Origin of the sequence: Marinobacter sp. Hex_13 (assembly GCF_001566815.1) — a bacterium.
Lineage (GTDB): Bacteria > Pseudomonadota > Gammaproteobacteria > Pseudomonadales > Oleiphilaceae > Marinobacter > Marinobacter salarius.
Genome location: NZ_LSMM01000022.1, coordinates 1 through 20,853 on the forward strand (window position 1 = coordinate 1; position 20,853 = coordinate 20,853).

Genomic DNA, 20,853 nt, shown 5'->3' on the forward strand with positions numbered 1-20,853 from the left:
AAAACTGACACCAATGCCACCTTGGATTGCAAAAAAAATCGCAAACTTTTTAAGTCCCCCTCCCCGTGCCAGAGCTCACGTAGAAAAAATCTCTTCAATGTCCTCGGATAATCCAGATGAATAGATGAGAAGTTAATGTTCTTTACAAAAGTAACTTCCTCGCTGAGCTTGGCTCTATCGCAAAGGTCAACATCCTCACCGGTTTTAAGCTCTCGGTTAAAGCCTCCTAGGTAGTTGAAGGCTGATCTTGAGATAATCAAATTACCACTATTGATATGAGAGCTCTCTAAACTAGAAAACCAGTATCGCTCTATCCATGTGCCATCCGGACGGGATCTACATTTCGACCCAGTTAGAATTGCTTTACCATCATTATCTTCAATCAATGCAGCTATTGCATTTACCCAGTCGACAGTAATTACAACATCTCCATCAATGAATGCAAGCAAATCGCCACTCGCCTTAAGGGCACCAAAATTTCTTGCACAGGAGACTGTAGTTCGATCTATGCTGAAAACTGATATATCTCGAAATTTTCCCAAGATATCGAGCGTGCCATCAGTGGACCCATTATTCACCACAACGATTTCATACGCAAAATCTACAGTTTGCAAGCACGAGAATATAGATTCTAGTGAGATAGCAATGAAATCTTGTTCATTATATACTGGAATTACAATAGATAAGTCCATATCACCTCTTATTAGTGCTTCCATTAAAATTTAACATTCGGTCTACTACTTTTTTTAAAGAAACAACAAGAGACAAATGTATCCAAAAGAAAGGATAATAAGCAACAGTAACGAATTGACCTGCAACTAAAAATCCAATCATCGATATATTTAAATAACGTGGGAGACGCGAAAAATCATCACCTTTTGACCTAAGAGCAACCTGCAGAGAGGTCATCTTTCTCCAAGCAAAAATTATCAATAATAGATAAATCGATACCCCAACATAGCCGGCATCAGTTCCTATTTGAACAAATATATTATGCGGCAGCTCAGCTCGATCATAAAGCATATCGTCTGAATAATAGTTTTCATAGTAAACTACATAGTTAAAATATCCGACGCCTAAAACTGGGTTATCATTAATCATCTCCAGGCCATTTTCCCAATACAGCAATCTTTGTTGAGATGTTTTATCATCACCTACGACTTTAAATCGCTCCTTCTGCTCATCAGGCAATACGCCCCACAAGATAGCAAAGACAATAGAACAGGAAATTATAACCTTCGGCTTTAATATTGATTTATAATTGAGTACAACTAGTTGCACCAATAACGCTAACTGAGCTCCTCGCGAACTAGCGCCCATTATTACCATGATTGCAGTGACAGGCATTAAGATAACTACTAAATACTTAACCTTGTTTAGGTATGGTTTTAACTTCAGAGAAAATGCCCAAGCAAGCGGCCAAAACACTAACATTTGAATAGCTAGCTCTCCTGAGTTCTGAAAGAACCCAGGCGGGCCACTTAAGCCCCAGTCTGCAAAGGAAAATCCTCTACTCGCCCAAGTAATGGACAATGACAAGGACAACTTGAAACTTGCGACAAAAAACACACATATAAATAGAAATAAACGTTTTTCAGTATTTACTATGTTAATTATTAGAAAGTAGATAACAAACCAAGTATAGAACTTATTCAGCTGACTATATGAAACATCTGGTCTATACGCGAAAATGCTTGAGGCCAATATCACTAAAAAAAATAAAATCAACGTGGCGTTAATTGAACAAGACACCCAACGCACGGTTTTATCGAGAAAACATCCTACCAACGCGCCCAAAACGGCAATTTGTGTCCACGGGAGAAAATCCAACACCGGGTAAATAGACTGCGGCCGAACGTACTCTAGAAACAGATAAACGCAGATCATCCAGAATGCCAGGGTTTCCGACTTGAAGTAGTGCCACATGGCACCAAAATCCAGTGCGTAAAAATCCTGAATGTTCACTTCCTTGCTTTTCCTACGCACAAAGCCCCCTGACGGCTTCCATTACTCGTTGTTCGCAATGGGTGAAGAATTCATCGCAGGTGTTGAAGGGGTCATGAATGTACGGGTATGGCCTATCACAGTATGAACCGGCAAGAACCAATTGATATTTCTTGCCGATTTTGTCATGAAATGAGGTTATTTGAGCGGGCTCCATGACCACAATAAGATCCGTATCCTGAAACTCGAAGTCCCTTACATTGACGGTTTTGTGGCTTTCCAGTGAAAGTCCTCGCTGGTTGGCAAAGTTTCTCGCCCTGTGGTCAGCAGCAAAGCCATCGCCACAGTGCAGACCACAGGATGCGGAATCTTTTCCAAGGCTACGCGCGTAGGCCTCTGCCAAAGGACTGCGGCAAATATTTCCGCTGCAAACGAAAACAAGCCTTTGATTTCTTTTTGGCCTGACATGCGCGTACCGGCTATACAAACCAGCCTGAGCAAGAAGCAAGTAGTAAATGTAAAGAAATAATCCTTTTTTTGAGCCAAACCGCTCATAGACTAACCGGTTCAACAGATATTCTCCCTACTTATAATCCAACACAGCCCCATTGAGATCTGGAGCGGCTACGTTGGTAGTATCATGCCACAACTTCCTCTAATATCGGGAATCTTCTTGTCTTTCCTGACATTACATCTCTCATAACGCGATAGAATTTGAGTCCGTTATACTGGATAATTGAGCACTGCCCTCAAACTATCGGTACGAACAAAGGACGTTTCTACCCATGGAACCCAGAATTCTGATACTCGACGGAAATCAGCGAGCCTCCCTCGCCGCTGTGCGGTCTCTGGGTTCAAAGGGGTTATGGGTCGCCGTCGGTGAAAGTGCACCAACGTCTATGGCGGCCGTTTCTCGGTACTGTTCGCAGAAGGTCACTTACTCAGACCCATACAGATATCCACGCGCTTTCTTTGACGATATTCTGAATCAGATCAGTGCTCTTGGCATCACCTTCCTACTACCGATCACGGAAGCGACCACCTACGTCTTGCTACTTTATCGAAATGAGATCCCTGATCATGTGGTTTTGCCATTTCCGGATACGGAGGCCGTTGACCAGCTCGCGAACAAGAACAAGCTCTTTAAAATGGCGGCTGAAAGTGCGGTCCCCATTCCCGAGACAGTATTCTGCGAGAATTCGGAGCAAGGCCTGAATGCGCTGGGCGCCATAGGCGATTTCCCAGTCGTTCTTAAGCCGTTCAAATCGAAAATTCTGGATAAGGGCCGTATACTCTCTTCCCAGGTCATTGTTGCAAAGTCCCGTGACGAAGCCCGGTCAGCCCTGAGTTCCCACGAGTCCTTCGACTTTCCCTTTACAATTCAGTCCTTCATTTATGGAACTGGCCAGGGCATTTTCGCGTTATTCAATCATGGCGAACCGGTGTGTTACTTTGCGCACCGTCGACTTCGCGAAAAGCCGCCCGGTGGTGGTGTCAGCGTGCTATGTGAGTCTGCGCCTGTCGATGAGCGGTTAAAGTCCTCAGCGGAAACCCTGCTACGGAAGGCAAAATGGCACGGCGTTGCGATGGTCGAGTTTCGCGTGTCCGCGGACGGTACAGGCTATCTTATGGAGGTTAACCCCAGGTTCTGGGGCTCGCTACAGCTGGCTATCGACTCGGGTATCGATTTTCCATATTGGCTCTACCTTGCAAGCACCGGGAGGCCAGTACCCAAAGCCGTTCAGGAACACCGTAGGGTAAGATGGCTGCTTGGGGATCTGGACCGCCTCTACCTCGTTCTTAAGGCTCCCAGCACATCCTACTCAACAGGTGCGAAGTTGTTAGAGATAATCCGTTTTCTAAAGCCCGGTCTGCGGACCAGACATGAGGTGAATCGCTTGAGCGATCTCCGTCCTTTCTGGTTTGAGTTGAAGCAGTATCTCGGTGCACTGAGAAACTGATGGCTGCCATGAATCGGTCCTACGTCATTATTCTTGCGAACGGACTTAACGGTCTTGGGGCTGTCCGTTCTGCTGCTCACGCAGGCCTTAAAACCTACACCCTTCTTACAGCACAGTCTGATCTTAGCGCCTACAGCCGCTTCAGTCAGTACCGTTTTCTATTGCCCCTCAATCCTACAGTGAATGACATCCGGCCTATCCTGGACCAGTTGAACAACAACGAAGGCGGCCCTGGTGTATTGCTTGCCTGTTCTGATTTCGCCGCGGAGCTACTTGGTAAACTCAAGAAGGAAGGCTACTCCAATCAACACCTGATCGTGCCGACTACAGAAACTACGGAAGTTCTGAACGACAAAAAATTGGAATGCCAGTACATGGAACAGGGTGGGATCACTCTTCCAAAGACCTTTTACAACCTTGAGGAAGATGTGCCGGAAACGTTCCCGCTGATTATCAAACCCCGGACCTTTCGAGAATATAAGGTACTGGGCGCAAAGAACGTTATCATTCATTCCTTGGCTGAGCTGGATGAGTTCAAGCGGAGTTTCCATGCCCACCTCGACCAGTTTATTGCTCAGGACGTGATACAAGGCGGTGACGACAACCTGTGGGTGTGTAACGTAACGTTTGATCAGAATCAGGAACTCAGCGCCTGCTTCGTGTTTAAGCGTCTTGGTACCATGCCTTCACATTATGGCGTCACGTCACTTGCGATCAGTCAGAATAACCAGGCGCTGCGGGAAGAGTGCGCAAAAATTGGCAAGGCCCTGAACTACACCGGGCCAGCGATGATCGAATTCAAGAAGGATCAGTACTCCGATACCTATTACTACATCGAAACCAATCCCCGGTTAGGCATGTGTAATTGGTTTGATACACGGTGTGGAATCAACAACATCCTGGCCTGCACCCAGGCAGCCTATGGCAACAGGGTGGAATTCGCTCCACAGCGAAATAATTTTGTGTACTGGAATTTTTTTGGGGACCTGATCGCAAGACTTGAAGACAGGGAGAACCTGCTCGCCATTGTATTCCGCTATATAGCACTACTACGTCGCCGGCGTATTGGCGCACTGCTTTACTGGAAAGACCCCCAGCCGGCACTCCGATACGCCAAGGCATCTATAACGGATATCGCTCAGCGTGTAGGTAGAAAACTGCGAGAACGGTTTGGCTGACGCGGCACTTTTTCCTTCAACGCCTCAAATCGATTGACAATCTGAAGGAAGTCAGCGGTGTTCTCCGGCAAAGAGAATCGGGGAAGCTCGTATTGGCTGCAACCGGCTCTTATGTAATCCGGTACTGTGTTAAAGGCCATCTTAAAACCTGCCCGCTTTACTTCTTCGATATCAGCGCGGTCATAATCCGATGGGCGGCCCGTGGGATAGGCAAATACGTCTGGGCACTGGGCCAGCTCCTGTTCCACCCTCTTTCGTGCCTCATTGATTTCGTGCTGTTTCTCTTCCAACGCCAACGTCGACAATATGCGGTGCGTACAGGTATGAGGATAGACTCCATGCCCTCTTTCCTTCAGTGACCTTGCATCATCCCAGGACATTGGCCGGTATTCCCGGGGAATGGTATCGGGGAAATCGACCTCCAATTTCGAGTAAAGCTCTGCACTCAGCCACTGATAGACATGTTCCTGGTTAACGATCTTCAGGGCATTTCGAATCTCGCGGATTGTCCGCCGTAGGCCGATATCAGCAAGATTGACGGAATACTTGCCGCCAAATGGGAGCTGGAGATCGGTTACGCTGATTCTGGTTCGATTAACGGCGTACGCTATTTGGTCATCCCACGGCCAGAGTTGCTCGTCCAGAAGGCCGGTAATCACGAAAAAATTCAGCGGAAACCCGAACTCATCAAACACCTGCGCTGCGACGTCATGATGATCTGAAAAGCCATCATCGATGGTAAACATAACGGACTTGGAGGGAATCGACGTGCCTTTGTTGAGAAACTGCCAGAGCTGGTCCATCGTCAGAACACTATATCCCCGACTGGAGAGATAACGAAGGTAACCACGAAGACGTTCAGCCGTCATGTCACCCGGAATACCATCACTACCGTCAGTAACTCTGTGCAACATGAAGACGGGCACACGACCAGGGCACAAGAAGCGATATACGCCTGTTTCCCCGATAATATTTGCGACCTTCAGAATGACAGACTTCATGATCTCGCGTCCTGCGTTGAACTTATCAGCGTAACTTCACCTGGGTCACCCGGCGTTACATAAAGCGCTCATATAGTCCTTGATAGGCGTGCAACATGCTCTTCAAGCTGAACTTGCTCTTTGCACTCTCAAGGGCCTGCTCGGTTATCTGATGCTTCAAGGTCGGATCGTTCAGGCGCTGAATAGCGTTGACGATTGCATCAGAATCTTCAATAGGTACCAAAAGTCCGCTCTCTCCATCAGAAACAATTTCCTCTGGGCCTCCACTTCGTGTAGCAATAACAGGCACTCCAGCCATCATAGCTTCAACGGTGGAGATTGAGAATCCTTCCGATGTGGAAGGCAGAAGGAAAATATCCGCCTGCCGGAGAACATTTACTACGTCTTGCCGGAAACCGAGCCAGTGAATTCTCGGTGCCTCCGGTGCTCCACGAATTTGAGCTTTGAGCTTTTCGAACAAAGCTGGACGCTGATGGCCTACAACGACGAAGTGGGTGTTCGGATCCAGCTTTGCCATCTTTATAGCTGCATCAACCAGGTGGTCGTAACCCTTGGCTGGGCGAATATTACCGATTGAAACGACAAGATTGGCTTCTGGCGGTAGGCCAAGCTCTTCTTTCAATCCCGACGCGGGCGCCTTGCAGAAAAGCTCTGGGTCAACACCATTATAGACCAGATGTAGCTTACGAGCGGGAAGTGAGCTGCGTTCAGCGAGCTCTTCCTGCAGTCGCTTCGAGACACACACAATGGTGGACGCACCCCAACCAATAATCCCGAATTTCGCCCACAGGAATCGTTCTCCCGCCGCAACATCAACCGCGCCATGGAACGTCGCGATCATCGGCTTCCTGCACATCATTGCAAGCAGAGCGCCGTACACGTTGGAGCCCAGCAAATGGGCATGAATCAAATCAACACTCTCGCCTACCACTAAACGTTTCATTCCAAGGATGTAGCCAAGGTTAAAACTACCCTTGGAGTCAATGAATTGAGGTGTAATTCCCAGACTCCGAACCTGGTCAGCTACCCAACCCTCGCCGCGCAGAACAACGATATTGCGAAACTCTGTTTGCTGAAGTTCTTTAAGGAGATTGATAAAAACGGTTTCAGCACCGCCGGGACCCGTTGTATCAATGAGGTGCAGAATAGTCTTTACATCTTTCCCTGCCATGGGTTTTACCCTCTCATCCAATAGAGAGCACGGAATAAGGTGCTCTTAACCAACATTACCGTCAGAAACTGATAGTTTTCAGTTGCGATCCGCGCTTTATAGTTTTCTTTCTTGCCTTGCCCCGCGAGCATATCGAAACGGTCCGTGTCGGGCAGCCTGAACGCGTCTTCGATGGCATACCCCAAATGCAGTGATCCAAGTGACAGCTTTTTATGAAAATTCTGCTCAAAGCCGGCCTGGATATTGTAGACGACTCCCCGATACCAGACATTGTAAAGCACCGACACGATATGGTTCCCACAGGTCAATGTCGATAGCAACGGGCGACCACCTTCCTCCTCAACTCGAGAGAGAAATCTCTCATGAAACGTCAGACTTTTTCCTGCTACGCAGTCTTTTCTCCATCGCTCCCTGTGAAATGCGTTAAGGGCATCGAAGAATGCCTTTGAGTTGTGTGGCCATAAATTTTCTTCGCGCACCGGCCCCAGAGACTCAAGCACAGCACGGCGGTTGTAGAGTTTTAAGCGGCTATTAGCGCCCAACGAGGCGAGATATTCATCAAAAGGTCCAGAAGTTGTCACCGCATATCCATCATCAACTGCGATAATCCGAAACGCCCAATTCTGGGTCGCGGCAATTGTAACCAGTGCAGATAGATCCTCGGAACCCGCGCGCAAATCGTTAAAGACGGCTTCGGTCCAGGTATGACTTTCCAGTTGCTGTTGCAATGCGCGCACCAGAGGCTGGCCAGTGAGATTTCTGGAGAATCGATTATACTCTGTTCTTGGGGTTCTCAGCTCACGGGAGCTGGTGCCTACGAACTGTAGCGATCGTATAGGCAGCACCCCTTTCAGCCTGTACCGGGACTCATACAGCCCGGACACTTCTCCGTCCCAGGGCCGGACAAGGCGGAAGCTTTTCTGGCGCCCCCAGGTGTCCCACCAGGCGCTTTGCCACGCCTTTGTCTGGAACAGGCTCATTACGGCAGGGCCTTGACGATATGAGGGCCTAGCAGCGTGGTCACCCAAACGGGAAGTCGCTGCCATACGGCGATCAACAGCCTGAACTTCGGGTTGTTTGGGTTGAGTGCGGGTAGCGCCTCTCCCTCCGGCAGCAAGTAGTCCCAATGCAATGTCAGAGGCTGGGCACCCCACTGTTGCTTGAAACGATAGGTGCCGGCATCGTGACTGCAACGGCCGAAGTCAAAAACCTCGAAACCCTGCTGTACCGCGAATTCCAGGGCTTTCCAGTACATGATCATATTGATGCTGGTGTGGTTGTACTTGCGCAGTGTAGACGCCCAGGGAATCTCCATGCGGCCCTTGTAACCGGTCAAAAAAGCGCAGCCAACCGCTTGCCCTTCAATACGGGCAACTACCAGCCACGCCTGCCCGCCTAGAGTGTCCAGCAAGTTTCGGAAAAACTCTTTACCGTAGACGGGCGTTCCGAGGTCACGCATGTTGATGGCAAAAACCCGATAGAACTCGTCCAGCAAGTCAGCGCCACCGATAGCGAACCCGTTCATTTCCCGCTCGCCCCGGCGGATTTGCGCACGCAGTTTGGGCTGGAAGCTGTCCCACAGGTCTTTGGCCTTACTCGGCAGTGGTAACCAGAAGGTGACTTTGTCCGTGCGTTGCGGTAAGCCAAGTTTATTATCCTGGCAAAACCGCATTTCCAGGTGACCTGCTCCCAACTGCTGTCGCCACTTTTCGCCCTCGCCGATGAGTTTTTGGGCAATGTCTGGATGGTCCGCCAAAACCCCGCCATAATTAAAATAGGGCATTGAAACCAGGAAATTACCAAAAAGCCGGCTATTGAGTTGTACCAGGGGAAGCACACCGACAATGCCCCCTACGTCATCGTAGGCACAGAGATATCGGGTGTTGTGGCCGTAGGTTTTACTGATGAACGATGAAATACAAGGCCTATGCCAAACTGACGCTGCAGGATGACGGGCTACGTAGGCTTCTGCGTGATGGATGTCGGAATCTGCACAGGGCTCTACGGCGATGGCTTGTGCCATCGTGGCATTTCCAACAGCAGGAGGAATAGTGATCGGCTTTGGGGTCCACTTATCCTGTGCCTGAGCCCCATTGAGTTGCTGCTTAACCTGCTTCTGGAGCTGTTTTATCTCGCTGGATACCTGTTGGAGCTCGGCAATCAGTTCATCCGCATTGGTTCCGCTTTTGCGGGCTTCGCCCACCAGGCGACTGAGACGGCCTTTGTCACTCTTCAACTCGTCCAGCCGCGCCTTTGAAGCCTCCAGACCGGGGATAGGTGTCTCCATTCCCATTACGCTATCCTTAAAGAATTCCCTAAACAACGATCAGACAGCGACAGCCCTGGTGGGTATGTCCATACCGGACAGCACGTCCGATACCGAGCCGAAACGGAAATCGCTGAGCAGCCGTTCAAGCCGATGCATGCACTTATCCAGGTTGTTGTAGTGTCGGAAGCGAGAAAATGCCTTGACGTTCAGCCTTGGTTGCCCGGTATCGATTTCCCAGGGGTGCAGGTAGAAAATAAACGGTTGCCCTGCCCGGTTAATCTTGCCCAAGCCCCAATGGCTGAGCCAGTAAGGGAACAATCGGAAGTAGCCACCCCCTGCGATGGGCAACCGGTATCTACCAATCGGGCAGGTCGACAGCGGAAACTCCGTGAGGGTTTTGCCATTGGGCGCCTGCAATAGATAGGGCTCGTGAGGCGTGCCTGGCATGCCATAGCGATCATGGTGAACCGGGAATATCGATGAATCCCAGGTGAACCCCTCATCGCAAAGGATATCCAGAGCCCAACGGGACTGTGCCGTAATTGAATAGCTCGCAGCCCTGTAGCCGGTTATAGGCTCACCGGTAATGTCTTCGAGTATGCGCTTGGACTTGCGGGTTTCTTCCTTGAAAACCTCCGGTGTCTGGGTGTAGACCAACTGGTGGCTGTATCCATGGCTGGCGATCTCGTGCCCCGCTTGCTGGATCTTTTTCACCAGCCCGGGGGAGCGCTCGGCAACCCAGCCCAAGGTAAAGAAGGTCGCCTTCACATCACGCTCCGAAAACAGTTCCAGCAACCGTTCTGTGTTGGCTTCAACCCGGTATTCCATGGTTGGCCAGTCGTCACGATGGACGGCCTCGGCAAGTGCCGCTACCTGAAAATAATCTTCGACATCGATTGTCAGGGCGTTCTGTTTCACGTCCGTGATACTCCGGGTGTAAAAATGGTACTCAGGGCATGCCAAACCAGTTCTAGAAAAACCGATAATCCAGCGCTAAAGAGACCCAGTTTTCATCATATTCACTGGCGCTCGTATCACTGCTCCTCGATGTATGACCAACCCTGCCGGTGATTCCCAGGTCGCGAGTAAGTTCATACGTTAGCCCCACATCCACGCTTATGGTTTCTTCGTCCACATCGTCTTCGTCGAATGACTGATACTGATATCTTGCGTTTGATCGCAGCGTTAACAAAGGCAATACGGGCCGACTATACCCTACCGCCAATCCTAGCCGATCTTCTGTTTCATCCGAACGGATGTAATCGGCTCGGTTAGCAAATGCATTGAAATTCAGTTGAGAGGCATCGCTAAACTGCCTTCGAATGCCAGTGTTTACCGCGGTAACCTCAACTTCACTGGTTTCGCGGAGATCGAACACAAAGTCACCAAAGCGGATATCAAAATCTGATGTCTGTTCAGTTAGTTCCCGACTACCATTAATATAAAATGTTGTGACCGGATTGATTTCCCGTTCCAGAGAGATATCCCCGACCACTCCGTCGCTTGACTGGGTAGTGCCACCAAAATCGCTTTCTATCTCACTGACACCAACGCTGCCGGAAAGGCTCGTTGTCGCCCAAGTTTGGGAAAAATCGAGGCTGACAACATCGGTATCAATCTCTACACCACTATCATATTCAGCTTGATTGGTAAGCACACTGACGCCACCGGAGAACGTGGAGCTAAACATTCTGCTCCAACCAACCGAGCCAATATAGCGGTCACTGTCGATTTCTTCGGAGTCGCCAAATTCCGTGTTTTCATAATGAAGAGACAAACGAAGTTGATCCACTTTGCTAAGCGGAACTTGGTAAACCGGGCCCGTGCGGAATATGTTCTTGCGAGTTGTATTGTCTGGCGTGTCGGTACCACGGGAGTCCCTGGTTACATTTCTCAGGTTGTCTGCAACTTCCCATCTCAGCCCCTGTGCCAACTCACAATCACCCAGAAAGTCTGCCGTTGTATAGGTTTCCGGATCGTAAGTCTCATCATGCCACACTCCATAACCAACATCGGCGAAGGTGCTCGCCTGGCACTCTCCGGGATCACTTTGATGGGAGAGCCGCAAATTGACTCTGGTTTCAGTGTCGCTTATTTCGCCATTGGCATCCCGGGTGGTGTTATCACTGAATCGGTTCGTGAGCTCCCCCGACAACGCAATCGGCTCTGCAACAACGACTTGGCAGGTAAAAAAACTACAGACCAGAAATCCGGGAATCACAAAGCGCGGGCACTTCCATGGCCCGATCGGACTAACCATTTATGACAGCTCCGACGAACTTCTCGGTGTGGAATGCGCCCGCTGCCTGCTCAATACCATCAGCCGTCATTCCAGCATGGGGAATGACCAGCATGGCGTAGTCACAAAGCTCGGTAAGGATTCTGGCATCAGGTGACTCGGTAATGGGCGCGGTGTCCAGAACAATGAAACGATCCGGATAGCGGCGACGAACAGCCTGTAAAAACTGTTTCATGCGGAAGGAGGTGAAGAACTCACCCGGCGTCTCACGACGGCTGCCAGCAGGAATAAGTCGGAGCCTCGGTATCCCAGTCGGATAGAGAATTCGGGCAATATCGTAGTCCGGGTCGTCAAGGAAATCCGTCAAACCAGAGTCCGGAACTATATCCAGCGTCGAGTGAAGCGCAGGTTCCCGAAGGTTACAGTCAATAATCAACGCTGTTTTAGCTTCGTCAAAGGCGAAGGCAGCTGCTAAATTCAATGCAACAAATGATGAGCCTGCTCCTTCGCGGGCGCCACTGACCACCAACGTGAAGTTATTGCCTCCGGACTTTTCCAATAGCTTCGTCCGCAGGTTACGAAAATGATTGACCAGCTGCCGATTACTGGATTCCGGATAGATAATACGGCGCTCTTCCAAATCGTCCGGAGTCAGGCGACGTGGTTCCTGCATTCGCACGATTTGTTTGCTGATAACGTACTTGTCGACACTGCCCGCCCCAAGTTCCAGCGAGCTGGGCACCAGCATCCGTGAGTCATCCCATTCGGAGAAACGATCTTCGCCACGAGAGACGAGCTCTGGAGTTGTGCCTGACGAGGACGGCCCACTGACGTTATCCGTTTCCCTGTTCATTTTTTCTGATTTCCATTTCTCGAAATCAGAAAGAACGCTTCCTTCCGCTGGGGTATCTTTTCCCTGGTCTGCTCTGGAATCAGCCATTAAATCACTCCAAACACAGAAGCCAGTGCTACTGCGACGTAGGCGGCGGCTACCAGAACCGCCATAACAACCACGGCCATGGTGACCTTTCGGTCCCGCCGTTTTTCGAAAGGTGTCCGGACTTCCGGCAAATGCTCCAGTACCGCGATATCGAGGACATCATCCAGTTGCTCGCGAGAACGGATACGAGGGTCTATCTGAAGCAGTCCTGCTATCGCTCCAAAGGGAGCGACTGCCCCAAGAAGGAGGCCTGCCATAGCAAACATTGAGAACTTCGGCCCTGTAGGGCTCGTGGGATACTGTGCAGCTTCGTTGATTTTATAATTAAGGCCCTGCCCTTCAATGTCCAGATGCATTGAAACACGGGCTTTCTCACGGCGCTGCAAGAGGTCGTTATAAATTTCCTTGTTGACCTCCATGTCACGGGTTAGCTCAGAATACTGTGCCTTGTTTGCCTGGATGCGCTCCATTCGCTGCTTCTGTTCCTCGATGAGTCGCTTGATAGAACTGATCCGCGTTTCGACAGTTTCAAGGTCGGTATTGGTTGTAACCAGATTGGAACGAACCTCCTGATACACCGGATTGGGTATGCTTTCACTCCCACTTGGCTCACTGGCGAGCTGCTGCTCCTCAAACGCCCTTTCTCTTTGTTTTTTTAGTTCTTCAAGCTGCTCCCGAAGTATGACGATATCCGGGTAAGTATCATGGTAACGAAGCCGTAGCGAGTCCAATTGCTCTTCCATGGAGTTGATTCGCTCCTGATAAGCGTCCACGGTACGCCCCTGCCTCAGAGTGCGGCTAACGCCGCCAAGCTCACGCTCAAGGGATTGAGCACGGGTTTGCAGCTCCTCCTTCTCCAACTGAGCCAGTTCAAGGCGACTTTGCAGGTTTGATAGCCTGGAGTTTGCATCGGCCTCGGTACCATCTACATTCTCCGACAGGAATTTTTTGAGGCGCTCTTCTACTTCAGCAATCTGCTGCTCATAACTCTTAACCTGCTTATCGATAAAGTCATAAGCGGAGCGGCTTTCTTCACGCTTTCGCTTGGCGTTTTCTTCGATAAACGCCTGGCCCAGTTTCTGCGCCACCCTGAAAGTTTTTAGGGGAGACGATGACGAATAGCCAATACTGAAATAGTTGTCGCCTCTGGGTACAACAGACATGCTATACCGGAGGCCATTGATACGACCCTCCAAAGCTTCCGGCCCAATGTTTTCCGCATTGTCACCATATATTTCAGTATCCGTGGCAATCTCTTCCAGCACGTTCCTGGAACCAAGTAGCTCTCTGGCAGCCGACACTTTTTCTGTGACCTTTGTCGCTACGGCCCTGCCCTCCATAAGCGGCTGGATAATATTCCTGTCATCAACAAAAATAACGACCTGCGACTGGTATTTATAAGGCCACAGGAAACCGGCAGCCAATACCGAGAAACTGACGACTGCAAACAACAACAGTGCCAGCCATTTACGAGACCGTACTTCCCGAACGATCTCTTTCGGTAACTGGTTTAAAGGAAGTGCCATAGCAATAGTCCGTTATTCAAAAAGCCCAACCGGAATCAACCATCATACCCAGTGCCGGGTTATAAGCTTCTCTCAGGTATGGTCAGGATATCTCCCGGCCGTAGTTTGTAGTTTGTCGATATATCGCCGCGAGAGAGGATTTCGTCCAGCTTGACTGGAATAGCAACCACCTCGCCCTCAACAGCCCGGTAGAGTACGGAGTTATTCGGGGACGCAAATGGTGTAACGCCGCCTGAGGTGAGAACCATATCAAGCACAGTCATGCCGGCGCGGTGAGGAACCGATGTCGGCTGCTGTACCGCACCCGTTACACGTACTCGGTCTGAGTATTCATGGCTCCCCATGCTGGTGACAACGATACTGACCTGAGGTTCCCGGATATAGGCCGAGAGCTTGGTCTCTATGTCGTTTGCCAGGGCATCAGGTGTTCGGCCGGAGGCCTGCACGTCGCCCACAAGCGGTACTGAGATTTTTCCATCGGGCCGAATAGGCACGGAAATGCTCAGGTCCTCATTGCGCCACACAGAGACACGCACCACGTCAGTGGCACCGAGGATATATTCATCAACGCTATTGACCGTGTCGACGGCCAAGGCACGTTGAATCTGTTCCGGTGATGAGGTTTTCGGGCCAGCGCAACCCGAAACAAGAATGACTGCGGTCAGGGATAAAACCAATCCCAGGAGCGAATACTTGGATGACATTGTTCGTCCTCTCTACAATTCCTTGCCTGTTTCCATGTCTCGGAAATGTGGGTCCCGAAACTACCGTGATCCTTTCTTAAACAATACCACTTCTACTGTCTGAATTATAATCAACAAATCCAGTAATAAACTCTGATTTTTGATGTAATAAAGGTCGTAACGAAGTTTTTCCCGCGTATCTTCTTCATTATCAGCATAAGCAAAACAAAGCTGGGCCCAACCCGTCAAACCCGGCTTTACCCGGTGGCGCTCGCTGTAGAATGGAATCTTCTCCGACAATTGCTCAACAAAGACAGGCCTTTCAGGGCGAGGACCCACAAATGCCATAGTACCGTTGATAACGTTAAAGATCTGGGGCAACTCATCCACGCGGATTTTACGGATAATCTCACCCACCTTCGTGACCCGTGCGTCGTTCTGGCTGGCCCAGACTGCGCCGTTCTTTTCAGCATCGGTGATCATTGAACGGAATTTGTGAACCTTAAAGACACTGCCGTTAAGGCCTACTCTCTCCTGGCTGTAAAACACGGGCGCCTTTATCCCGTCTTCGATCTTGATGGCAATTGCCGTGAGAATCATCAGTGGGAGGCCTGCCAGTAACAACACACCCGCCGCCAGGATGTCCAGAAAACGCTTGCCAAACCCATATACAGACGACACTTTGAAGCCGTCCGAGAATACCAGCCAACCGTGGGTTACCATCTCCAGTGCGACTTTCCGTGACTCCCTCTCGTAGAAACTGGCCCCATCCACGATGCGGACACCCAGCATTTTGCATTCCAAAAGATCTTCCATCGGCAATCCCTTACGGCGATCGTCGACAGCGACCACGATCTCCTTTGCTGGGTGCTTGAGGATGTATTGATGCAATGTGGTCGGGATCTGGAGAAGGTTTTCATCACTGACCTGAATCGGCTCATCGGGAATCGGCACAAACCCTATCAGGATAAAACCCTTACGATTAAACGGCGTTGTAAGGTCTTCCAGAAGCTGCCGGGCCCTGAAACCCGCTCCGAGTACGAGAACTTTTCGCTTGAACGCGTCCTTACCTGCCATTGCGAAGAAGACCCAACGGCATATTCCCAGCAGGAAGAATCCAAAGACCGAGGCCGATGTGAGGAGATCCGTGAAGCCGAGATACCAGAGCCAGTCGTTGCCGATGATAAATAGAACACTCACCGCCGGAACGCCGATAATGAGCGAAAAAATGGTCCTCAGCATCATCCCGGACATGCCTTCTTCCAGGCGGGACTGATGAACACCCAGGGCAATCATGACTACCAGGTTGACGAGACTGAAAACAACAGCGGAAGGCAGCAGGAATACATAGCTGTCGAGAAAGAAGGACACTTCGCCGAAGTGGCGAAAAAATGCGGCAAGCGAGAAACTTACGGCCAGGACAACAAAATCAATTAAGCCCAGAATAACGAAAGGGACATGAATGTAGTGCCTGAACAATCTGACGTGGGCCACGCCAACTCCTTTTGCTGTTCACTGGAAATGCGTCTGCGCATCCCATGCTGCAGATCTAACGATGAACAGAGTTTACTGTATTTTAATGATACTGCAATCAGGGACAGTAGAAGGACAGCACCCAACGGGACGCCAGAAACGCAAAACACCCTGCCCCAGAGATCGAGGCAGGGTGTTTCATGGCTTACTTAGCTCAGGCTGACTTGCGACGGCGAGTCATACCGAGGCCCAGCAGGCCAAGGCCAAACAGAGCGAGCGTTCCTGGCTCAGGCACTGCTTGCACGTCTGAAATTCCAACGATCAGATCGTTGTAATCAAAGTCACCATCAATCAGGTCTTCGAAGGCCACAATCAGTGAACTGCCAAAGAAGCTGCTGTTCTGGCTGCCAGTCACGTCAAAGATCCGTGTCATGTCAACGCCGCCGTTCAGGCTGGCGTCTGAATAGAACGTGGTGTTGCCGCGCTGCAGATAGAAGCCGAACGTAGAGCCAATGTTGGCTGTTCCGAAGTGAGTGGAAGCCGTTCCGGCGTCCAGGTCAAATTCTACCTGGCGACCGCCAGAGCCTTCTGACCCTGAAAACACCTGAAGTGTTTCGTTGGTGTCGTTCAGGTTATAGATACCGAAGTTGTTGATGTTCGCAAAACCTGCAAATTCAAACAGCAGGAAGGCACCGGCTGAATCCTGGTTACCATCAACATCGTTCAGTTTTGCAAAAGAGGCTCCGTTGTCGTAGAACGCGCCTTCACCGAGGGAATCGGTAAACACGTCCGCGCCACCGTCTGTTTTCAGGTCGAAAACGTCCATTGGAGCGGCCTGAGCTACCGAGAACGTTCCCACCAGCATCGCCGCTGCAATCAGCTTTGAAGTCATTTTCATTTTACTGCTCCTTGTCTACATCTTATGATTCTCATCAACCGCCCAAACCAATGCAGTTGTCGTGCCAATTATTTATTCATTATTAAACAACAACTTACATTGGCAATATTTGGGTTGCGTAAAATATACTGACACACCGCCATTGATCCTCAGCGATTGCGCTTTGACTTCCGCGAAAGCGAAAGCCCAATCCCTAGCAGTCCCAGCGCGAACAACGCCAGCGTACCCGGCTCTGTGACATTGGCGACTGTTATGTTGTCGATGCCGTACCCATCATTGGGGTTGTTGGAAAAAATACTGACATCCCCCAAACCCGCTGCGTCATAGAGGCTGACATAAAAAACTCTGCCGTTGCCCAGAGCGGACCCAAATATGTCGTTGAAGCTGAAATCGAACCCGCCAATCGAGAGGCGTCCGCCAGCATCGTTGGGGTCTGTCAGATAGAAACCCATGGCGTTAAAACCAGTCGCTGGAGAAATAACCATCTGGCGTGCATCCATACTGTCCAACCAGTTATCCCCGGATATGGAATAGCGCCCGCTAAAGGGACTGGCGCCGGCGTTCAATACGGCAAGACCGCCATTGCAGTTATAGGGACCGCTATCGCACAACCCGCCTGAACCTGGCACCGCACTGGTAAAGGCCCCAACACCCACTGAGGAGGTGATGGTGCCAGCCTGGCTTCCAACGGTGTAAAAAGAATTATCATCGAACGTTTCGGTGAGATAACCGGAATGCGCAGCGTCCAGGAAGTCCTGTTCCGCAGAGGCGGCCGCTGTAGCGCCCTGGCTACTAATGCTGAGAATGGGCGCAGCGCTGGCCCAGTTGCAGGCGCCAAGGAGAACCCCAATGGCGCCGACTGTTTGTAGTGTGTTCATATCAGTACTCCATATAAGCTGACAGAATCGTCTTCGATAGGGAGTAACTGCTGCATAAGACGTGCCACGGCTTCAACTGGTTAATTTTCAGTCAGTTAGAAGCCCGCACATTTTCTCAATGTAAAGTTTTTCGACAACTCCTCGCTACGCCCGGAGAGCAGGCGCTCCAATCAGTTCAGATAACAAACAGGTCAACAAATTCGTGTGCGGGGGTCGACTCCAATAGCGCTTGATCTTTACACAGGTTAAAGATCTTCTCGCAGCGCTGACCAGGAAACCGGGTCGCCAGGTTATGGCGGAACTTATCCTCAAGCAGGGGAATCCCCTCCTTTCGGCGACGACGATGGCCAATGGGATACTCAACTGCCACCTTATCAGTGCTGGTGCCGTCGGCGAAGAACACCTGAATCGCATTGGCAATTGAGCGCTTATCTGCTTCCAGGTACTCACGCGTGTATCGCTCATCTTCCACCACGTCCATCTTGTCTCGGAGTTCGTCGATCATCGGATTGGCCTCATGGAAGCTGTCTTCATAATGCTCCGCTGTCAGCCCCCCAACAATCAACGGTACAGCAGCCATGTATTGAAGGCAGTGATCCCGGTCGGCCGCGTTTGCCAATCTGCCCTGTTTCGAGATGATACGGATGGCAGATTCGTGGGTGGTGATAACGATTCGCTCGATGTCATCCAGGCGGTCTTTTACCTCGGGATGAAGTATCACCGCTGCTTCCGCCGCTGTTTGGGCATGGAACTCGGCCGGGAAGGAAATCTTGAACAGAATGTTTTCCATCACGTAGGCGCCAAAAGCCTGGGGTAAAGTAAACTGACGCTTGTCCTCAGGTTTCAGTTTCTGATCTTTATTGGTTTTGCTGAACAGAATGTCGTAGAAGCCCCATTGGGGTGCCGTGAGCACCCCCGGGATGCCCATCTCTCCCCGCATTGCGATATCGGCCAGCCGCACGGCACGGGACGTTGCATCTCCCGCCGCCCAGGATTTTCGGGAGCCAGCGTTCGGCGCATGACGGTAGGTTCGCAGCGCCTGGCCGTCCACCCAGGCATGGGACAAGGCCGACAGCATTTGATCGCGACTGGCACCCATCAGTTTTGCGACAACAGCGGTTGAGGCCACCTTGACGAGCACAACGTGATCCAGCCCCACCCGGTTAAACGAGTTTTCGAGTGCAAGCACCCCCTGGATTTCATGAGCCATGATCATAGCCTCCAGGACATCCCGCATGGTCAGGGGCGCCTTGCCCTCCGCCACCCGCTTCTGGGACAGATGATCCGCCACGGCCAGTATGCCCCCCAGGTTATCCGAGGGGTGGCCCCACTCCGCCGCCAGCCAGGTATCGTTGTAGTCCAGCCAGCGCACGATACAGCCAATATCCCAGGCCGCCTTTACCGGATCGAGTCTGTAAGGCGTGCCCGGAACACGGGCGCCATGGGGTACAACAGTGCCGTCAACCAGCGGCCCAAGGTGCTTGGTGCATTCAGGGAAACGCAGGGCCAGAAGGCCACAACCGAGGGTATCTATCAGGCAGTTTCTCGCGGTATTCCAAGCCTCTTTGCTTTTTATCCGATAGCCGAGAGCGTAGTCGGCGATTGCCTGCAGGACGTCGTCATAGTCGGGGCGAATGTTCTGATCAGCGTTGGAGCTCATTGCGAATCCCTTATTGGTTTTGGATCTCAGTGAGAGACTAAGAACGAAAAACAGTCATGCCAAACAGGTTAGTACATCGGCCCGGCCGGGATACAGCCATCCAGATCTTAAGCGTTGACTTTTTATACACTTTTCAATGCATCTCCGGTGACCAGAGCATTCAGAAAATGGCAACCGGCTGTTTTAACCGAAAAATATCCAAGCTGGCTTTTTTCTTGCTAAAAACGGAGTCCGGAGACCACTCCGCAGGAAACGCGGGGTGAATATGGATATCTGTAAAAACGCAAGGAGAATGAAGTATGAAAGGATTTGACCACAAAATAGTGATTGGCCTGGGATTGGCCGCTGCAATGGCTGGGAACGCTTACGCAGCCCCCATCGTAAACGTCGTCAACTCTGACGGCGACCTCTACAACACCGAAATGCTGACCGGGTATTCAACCGACGGCTCGCTGATGGACGGCATGGAAGTCACTACTTGCTTTGCCAGCGCGGCCTGTGAAACCGTGGCATTTGACGGTACGGTCGGCAGCTCTTCCTACGGCGAAGCCATCGGTAGTGGCTGGAGCTTGTCTATCAATGGAGACACCTACAGCTCCCCGTTTACCTTCAATTCCGTTCAAGACGTCACCAGCATCGTATTGAACGGGCGTCCGGGAAACACGATCTTTGACATTGTTGGTAGCGACTCCCGCTCACCAGATTCAGCCCTGGGCAAGCCTTTTCGACTGTCCAATTCCGGCGATCTGACGGATAGCACAACCGTGAACGTTGAATACTCCGACAAGCTTTCCCTCGATGGTGTATTTTACGACGACCTGTTTACAACCATGGCTATCGATTTCGATGGCAGCCTGTTCTCAGGCATGTTCAGCTTCCTGAGCGATACTGACAACAACGATTTCGACGCCGGTAGCCCGATTACTCCGACCAACCCGGTTCCGGAGCCCAGCACCCTGGCCCTGCTGGGGCTTGGCGCCCTGGGCTTTGGACTGCGTCGCCGTAGTCGCAAGGCGTAAGTAGAGCGCTTCG

General features: G+C 50.9%; 19 protein-coding genes. 3 read left to right on the forward strand and 16 right to left on the reverse strand.

Annotated features, from left to right (window positions below):
* The 3 genes from AXW11_RS04540 to AXW11_RS04550 all read right to left on the reverse strand — a co-directional run.
* Positions 1–692 (reverse strand): glycosyltransferase family 2 protein (locus AXW11_RS04540; RefSeq protein WP_286791946.1); only part of this gene is annotated, 692 nt, incomplete at its 3' end.
* Position 693: 1 nt separating this feature from the next.
* Complete coding sequence (locus AXW11_RS04545) at positions 694–1,965, reverse strand: O-antigen ligase family protein (RefSeq protein ID WP_143071128.1); 1,272 nt, start codon at positions 1,963–1,965, stop codon at positions 694–696.
* 13 nt (positions 1,966–1,978) lie between these two features.
* Entirely contained in the window at positions 1,979–2,515 is a 537-nt protein-coding gene (locus AXW11_RS04550; protein WP_177190594.1) for an arsenate reductase/protein-tyrosine-phosphatase family protein, read from the reverse strand.
* Positions 2,516–2,729: 214 nt separating this feature from the next.
* Between AXW11_RS04550 and AXW11_RS04555 the strand changes: the two genes are divergently transcribed.
* A complete protein-coding gene (locus tag AXW11_RS04555; protein ID WP_091641228.1) occupies positions 2,730–3,905 on the forward strand; it encodes a carboxylate--amine ligase in 1,176 nt (391 codons plus the stop codon).
* On the forward strand, positions 3,905–5,083 hold the full coding sequence (locus tag AXW11_RS04560) for a carboxylate--amine ligase (RefSeq protein WP_091641231.1): 1,179 nt from the start codon (positions 3,905–3,907) through the stop codon (positions 5,081–5,083). The genes AXW11_RS04555 and AXW11_RS04560 overlap by 1 nt, the downstream gene beginning before the upstream one ends.
* On the opposite strand, the gene AXW11_RS04565 is transcribed toward AXW11_RS04560, so the two are convergent.
* From AXW11_RS04565 to prpD, 13 genes are all read right to left on the reverse strand, one after another.
* Complete coding sequence (locus tag AXW11_RS04565; protein ID WP_091641234.1) at positions 5,044–6,084, reverse strand: polysaccharide deacetylase family protein; 1,041 nt, start codon at positions 6,082–6,084, stop codon at positions 5,044–5,046. The genes AXW11_RS04560 and AXW11_RS04565 overlap by 40 nt on opposite strands.
* Before the next feature lie 55 nt (positions 6,085–6,139).
* Complete coding sequence (locus AXW11_RS04570; RefSeq protein WP_091641237.1) at positions 6,140–7,255, reverse strand: glycosyltransferase family 4 protein; 1,116 nt, start codon at positions 7,253–7,255, stop codon at positions 6,140–6,142.
* Positions 7,256–7,260: 5 nt separating this feature from the next.
* Positions 7,261–8,235, reverse strand: a complete 975-nt coding sequence (locus tag AXW11_RS04575; RefSeq protein WP_091641240.1) for a GNAT family N-acetyltransferase — start codon at positions 8,233–8,235, stop codon at positions 7,261–7,263.
* Complete coding sequence (locus AXW11_RS04580; protein WP_091641243.1) at positions 8,235–9,548, reverse strand: FemAB family XrtA/PEP-CTERM system-associated protein; 1,314 nt, start codon at positions 9,546–9,548, stop codon at positions 8,235–8,237. Before AXW11_RS04580 ends, AXW11_RS04575 begins: the two co-directional genes overlap by 1 nt.
* 33 nt (positions 9,549–9,581) lie before the next feature.
* Positions 9,582–10,442 (reverse strand): XrtA system polysaccharide deacetylase, encoded by an 861-nt coding sequence (locus AXW11_RS04585; protein WP_374700667.1) that lies wholly within the window; start codon positions 10,440–10,442, stop codon positions 9,582–9,584.
* 52 nt (positions 10,443–10,494) lie between these two features.
* Positions 10,495–11,784, reverse strand: coding sequence for an outer membrane beta-barrel protein (locus AXW11_RS04590; RefSeq protein WP_091641245.1), 1,290 nt, complete (start codon positions 11,782–11,784; stop codon positions 10,495–10,497).
* Positions 11,777–12,703, reverse strand: coding sequence for a P-loop NTPase family protein (locus AXW11_RS04595; RefSeq protein ID WP_085680420.1), 927 nt, complete (start codon positions 12,701–12,703; stop codon positions 11,777–11,779). Before AXW11_RS04595 ends, AXW11_RS04590 begins: the two co-directional genes overlap by 8 nt.
* Positions 12,703–14,229: an XrtA system polysaccharide chain length determinant gene (locus tag AXW11_RS04600; RefSeq protein ID WP_091641248.1), complete on the reverse strand. Its 1,527-nt coding sequence runs from the start codon at positions 14,227–14,229 to the stop codon at positions 12,703–12,705. Before AXW11_RS04600 ends, AXW11_RS04595 begins: the two co-directional genes overlap by 1 nt.
* Before the next feature lie 59 nt (positions 14,230–14,288).
* Positions 14,289–14,933 carry an XrtA/PEP-CTERM system exopolysaccharide export protein gene (locus AXW11_RS04605; protein WP_091641250.1) on the reverse strand — a complete coding sequence of 215 codons (645 nt, stop codon included), beginning with the start codon at positions 14,931–14,933 and terminating at the stop codon, positions 14,289–14,291.
* A gap of 60 nt (positions 14,934–14,993) precedes the next feature.
* Entirely contained in the window at positions 14,994–16,391 is a 1,398-nt protein-coding gene (locus tag AXW11_RS04610) for a TIGR03013 family XrtA/PEP-CTERM system glycosyltransferase (protein WP_228301345.1), read from the reverse strand.
* Positions 16,392–16,599: 208 nt separating this feature from the next.
* The gene (locus AXW11_RS04615) at positions 16,600–17,283 is read right to left on the reverse strand and encodes a PEP-CTERM sorting domain-containing protein (RefSeq protein WP_091641255.1); all 684 of its coding nucleotides are present in this window, start codon (positions 17,281–17,283) and stop codon (positions 16,600–16,602) included.
* Between the two features lie 149 nt (positions 17,284–17,432).
* The gene (locus tag AXW11_RS04620; RefSeq protein ID WP_091641257.1) at positions 17,433–18,161 is read right to left on the reverse strand and encodes a PEP-CTERM sorting domain-containing protein; all 729 of its coding nucleotides are present in this window, start codon (positions 18,159–18,161) and stop codon (positions 17,433–17,435) included.
* Between the two features lie 175 nt (positions 18,162–18,336).
* On the reverse strand, positions 18,337–19,821 hold the full coding sequence (gene prpD, locus AXW11_RS04625; RefSeq protein ID WP_085680410.1) for a 2-methylcitrate dehydratase: 1,485 nt from the start codon (positions 19,819–19,821) through the stop codon (positions 18,337–18,339).
* Positions 19,822–20,120: 299 nt separating this feature from the next.
* Here prpD and AXW11_RS04630 point away from each other — a divergent pair, with 299 nt between their 5' ends.
* Positions 20,121–20,840 carry a PEP-CTERM sorting domain-containing protein gene (locus AXW11_RS04630; RefSeq protein WP_036205406.1) on the forward strand — a complete coding sequence of 240 codons (720 nt, stop codon included), beginning with the start codon at positions 20,121–20,123 and terminating at the stop codon, positions 20,838–20,840.
* Positions 20,841–20,853: the final 13 nt, after the last annotated feature.

Coding starts and splice junctions, on each gene's coding strand:
- AXW11_RS04555 (WP_091641228.1), top strand. CDS start 2,730: ATGGAACCCAGAATTCTGATACTCGACGGAAATCAGCGAGCCTCCCTC.
- AXW11_RS04560 (WP_091641231.1), top strand. CDS start 3,905: ATGGCTGCCATGAATCGGTCCTACGTCATTATTCTTGCGAACGGACTT.
- AXW11_RS04565 (WP_091641234.1), bottom strand. CDS start 6,084: ATGAAGTCTGTCATTCTGAAGGTCGCAAATATTATCGGGGAAACAGGC.
- AXW11_RS04570 (WP_091641237.1), bottom strand. CDS start 7,255: ATGGCAGGGAAAGATGTAAAGACTATTCTGCACCTCATTGATACAACG.
- AXW11_RS04575 (WP_091641240.1), bottom strand. CDS start 8,235: ATGAGCCTGTTCCAGACAAAGGCGTGGCAAAGCGCCTGGTGGGACACC.
- AXW11_RS04580 (WP_091641243.1), bottom strand. CDS start 9,548: ATGGGAATGGAGACACCTATCCCCGGTCTGGAGGCTTCAAAGGCGCGG.
- AXW11_RS04590 (WP_091641245.1), bottom strand. CDS start 11,784: ATGGTTAGTCCGATCGGGCCATGGAAGTGCCCGCGCTTTGTGATTCCC.
- AXW11_RS04595 (WP_085680420.1), bottom strand. CDS start 12,703: ATGGCTGATTCCAGAGCAGACCAGGGAAAAGATACCCCAGCGGAAGGA.
- AXW11_RS04600 (WP_091641248.1), bottom strand. CDS start 14,229: ATGGCACTTCCTTTAAACCAGTTACCGAAAGAGATCGTTCGGGAAGTA.
- AXW11_RS04605 (WP_091641250.1), bottom strand. CDS start 14,933: ATGTCATCCAAGTATTCGCTCCTGGGATTGGTTTTATCCCTGACCGCA.
- AXW11_RS04615 (WP_091641255.1), bottom strand. CDS start 17,283: ATGAAAATGACTTCAAAGCTGATTGCAGCGGCGATGCTGGTGGGAACG.
- AXW11_RS04620 (WP_091641257.1), bottom strand. CDS start 18,161: ATGAACACACTACAAACAGTCGGCGCCATTGGGGTTCTCCTTGGCGCC.
- prpD (WP_085680410.1), bottom strand. CDS start 19,821: ATGAGCTCCAACGCTGATCAGAACATTCGCCCCGACTATGACGACGTC.
- AXW11_RS04630 (WP_036205406.1), top strand. CDS start 20,121: ATGAAAGGATTTGACCACAAAATAGTGATTGGCCTGGGATTGGCCGCT.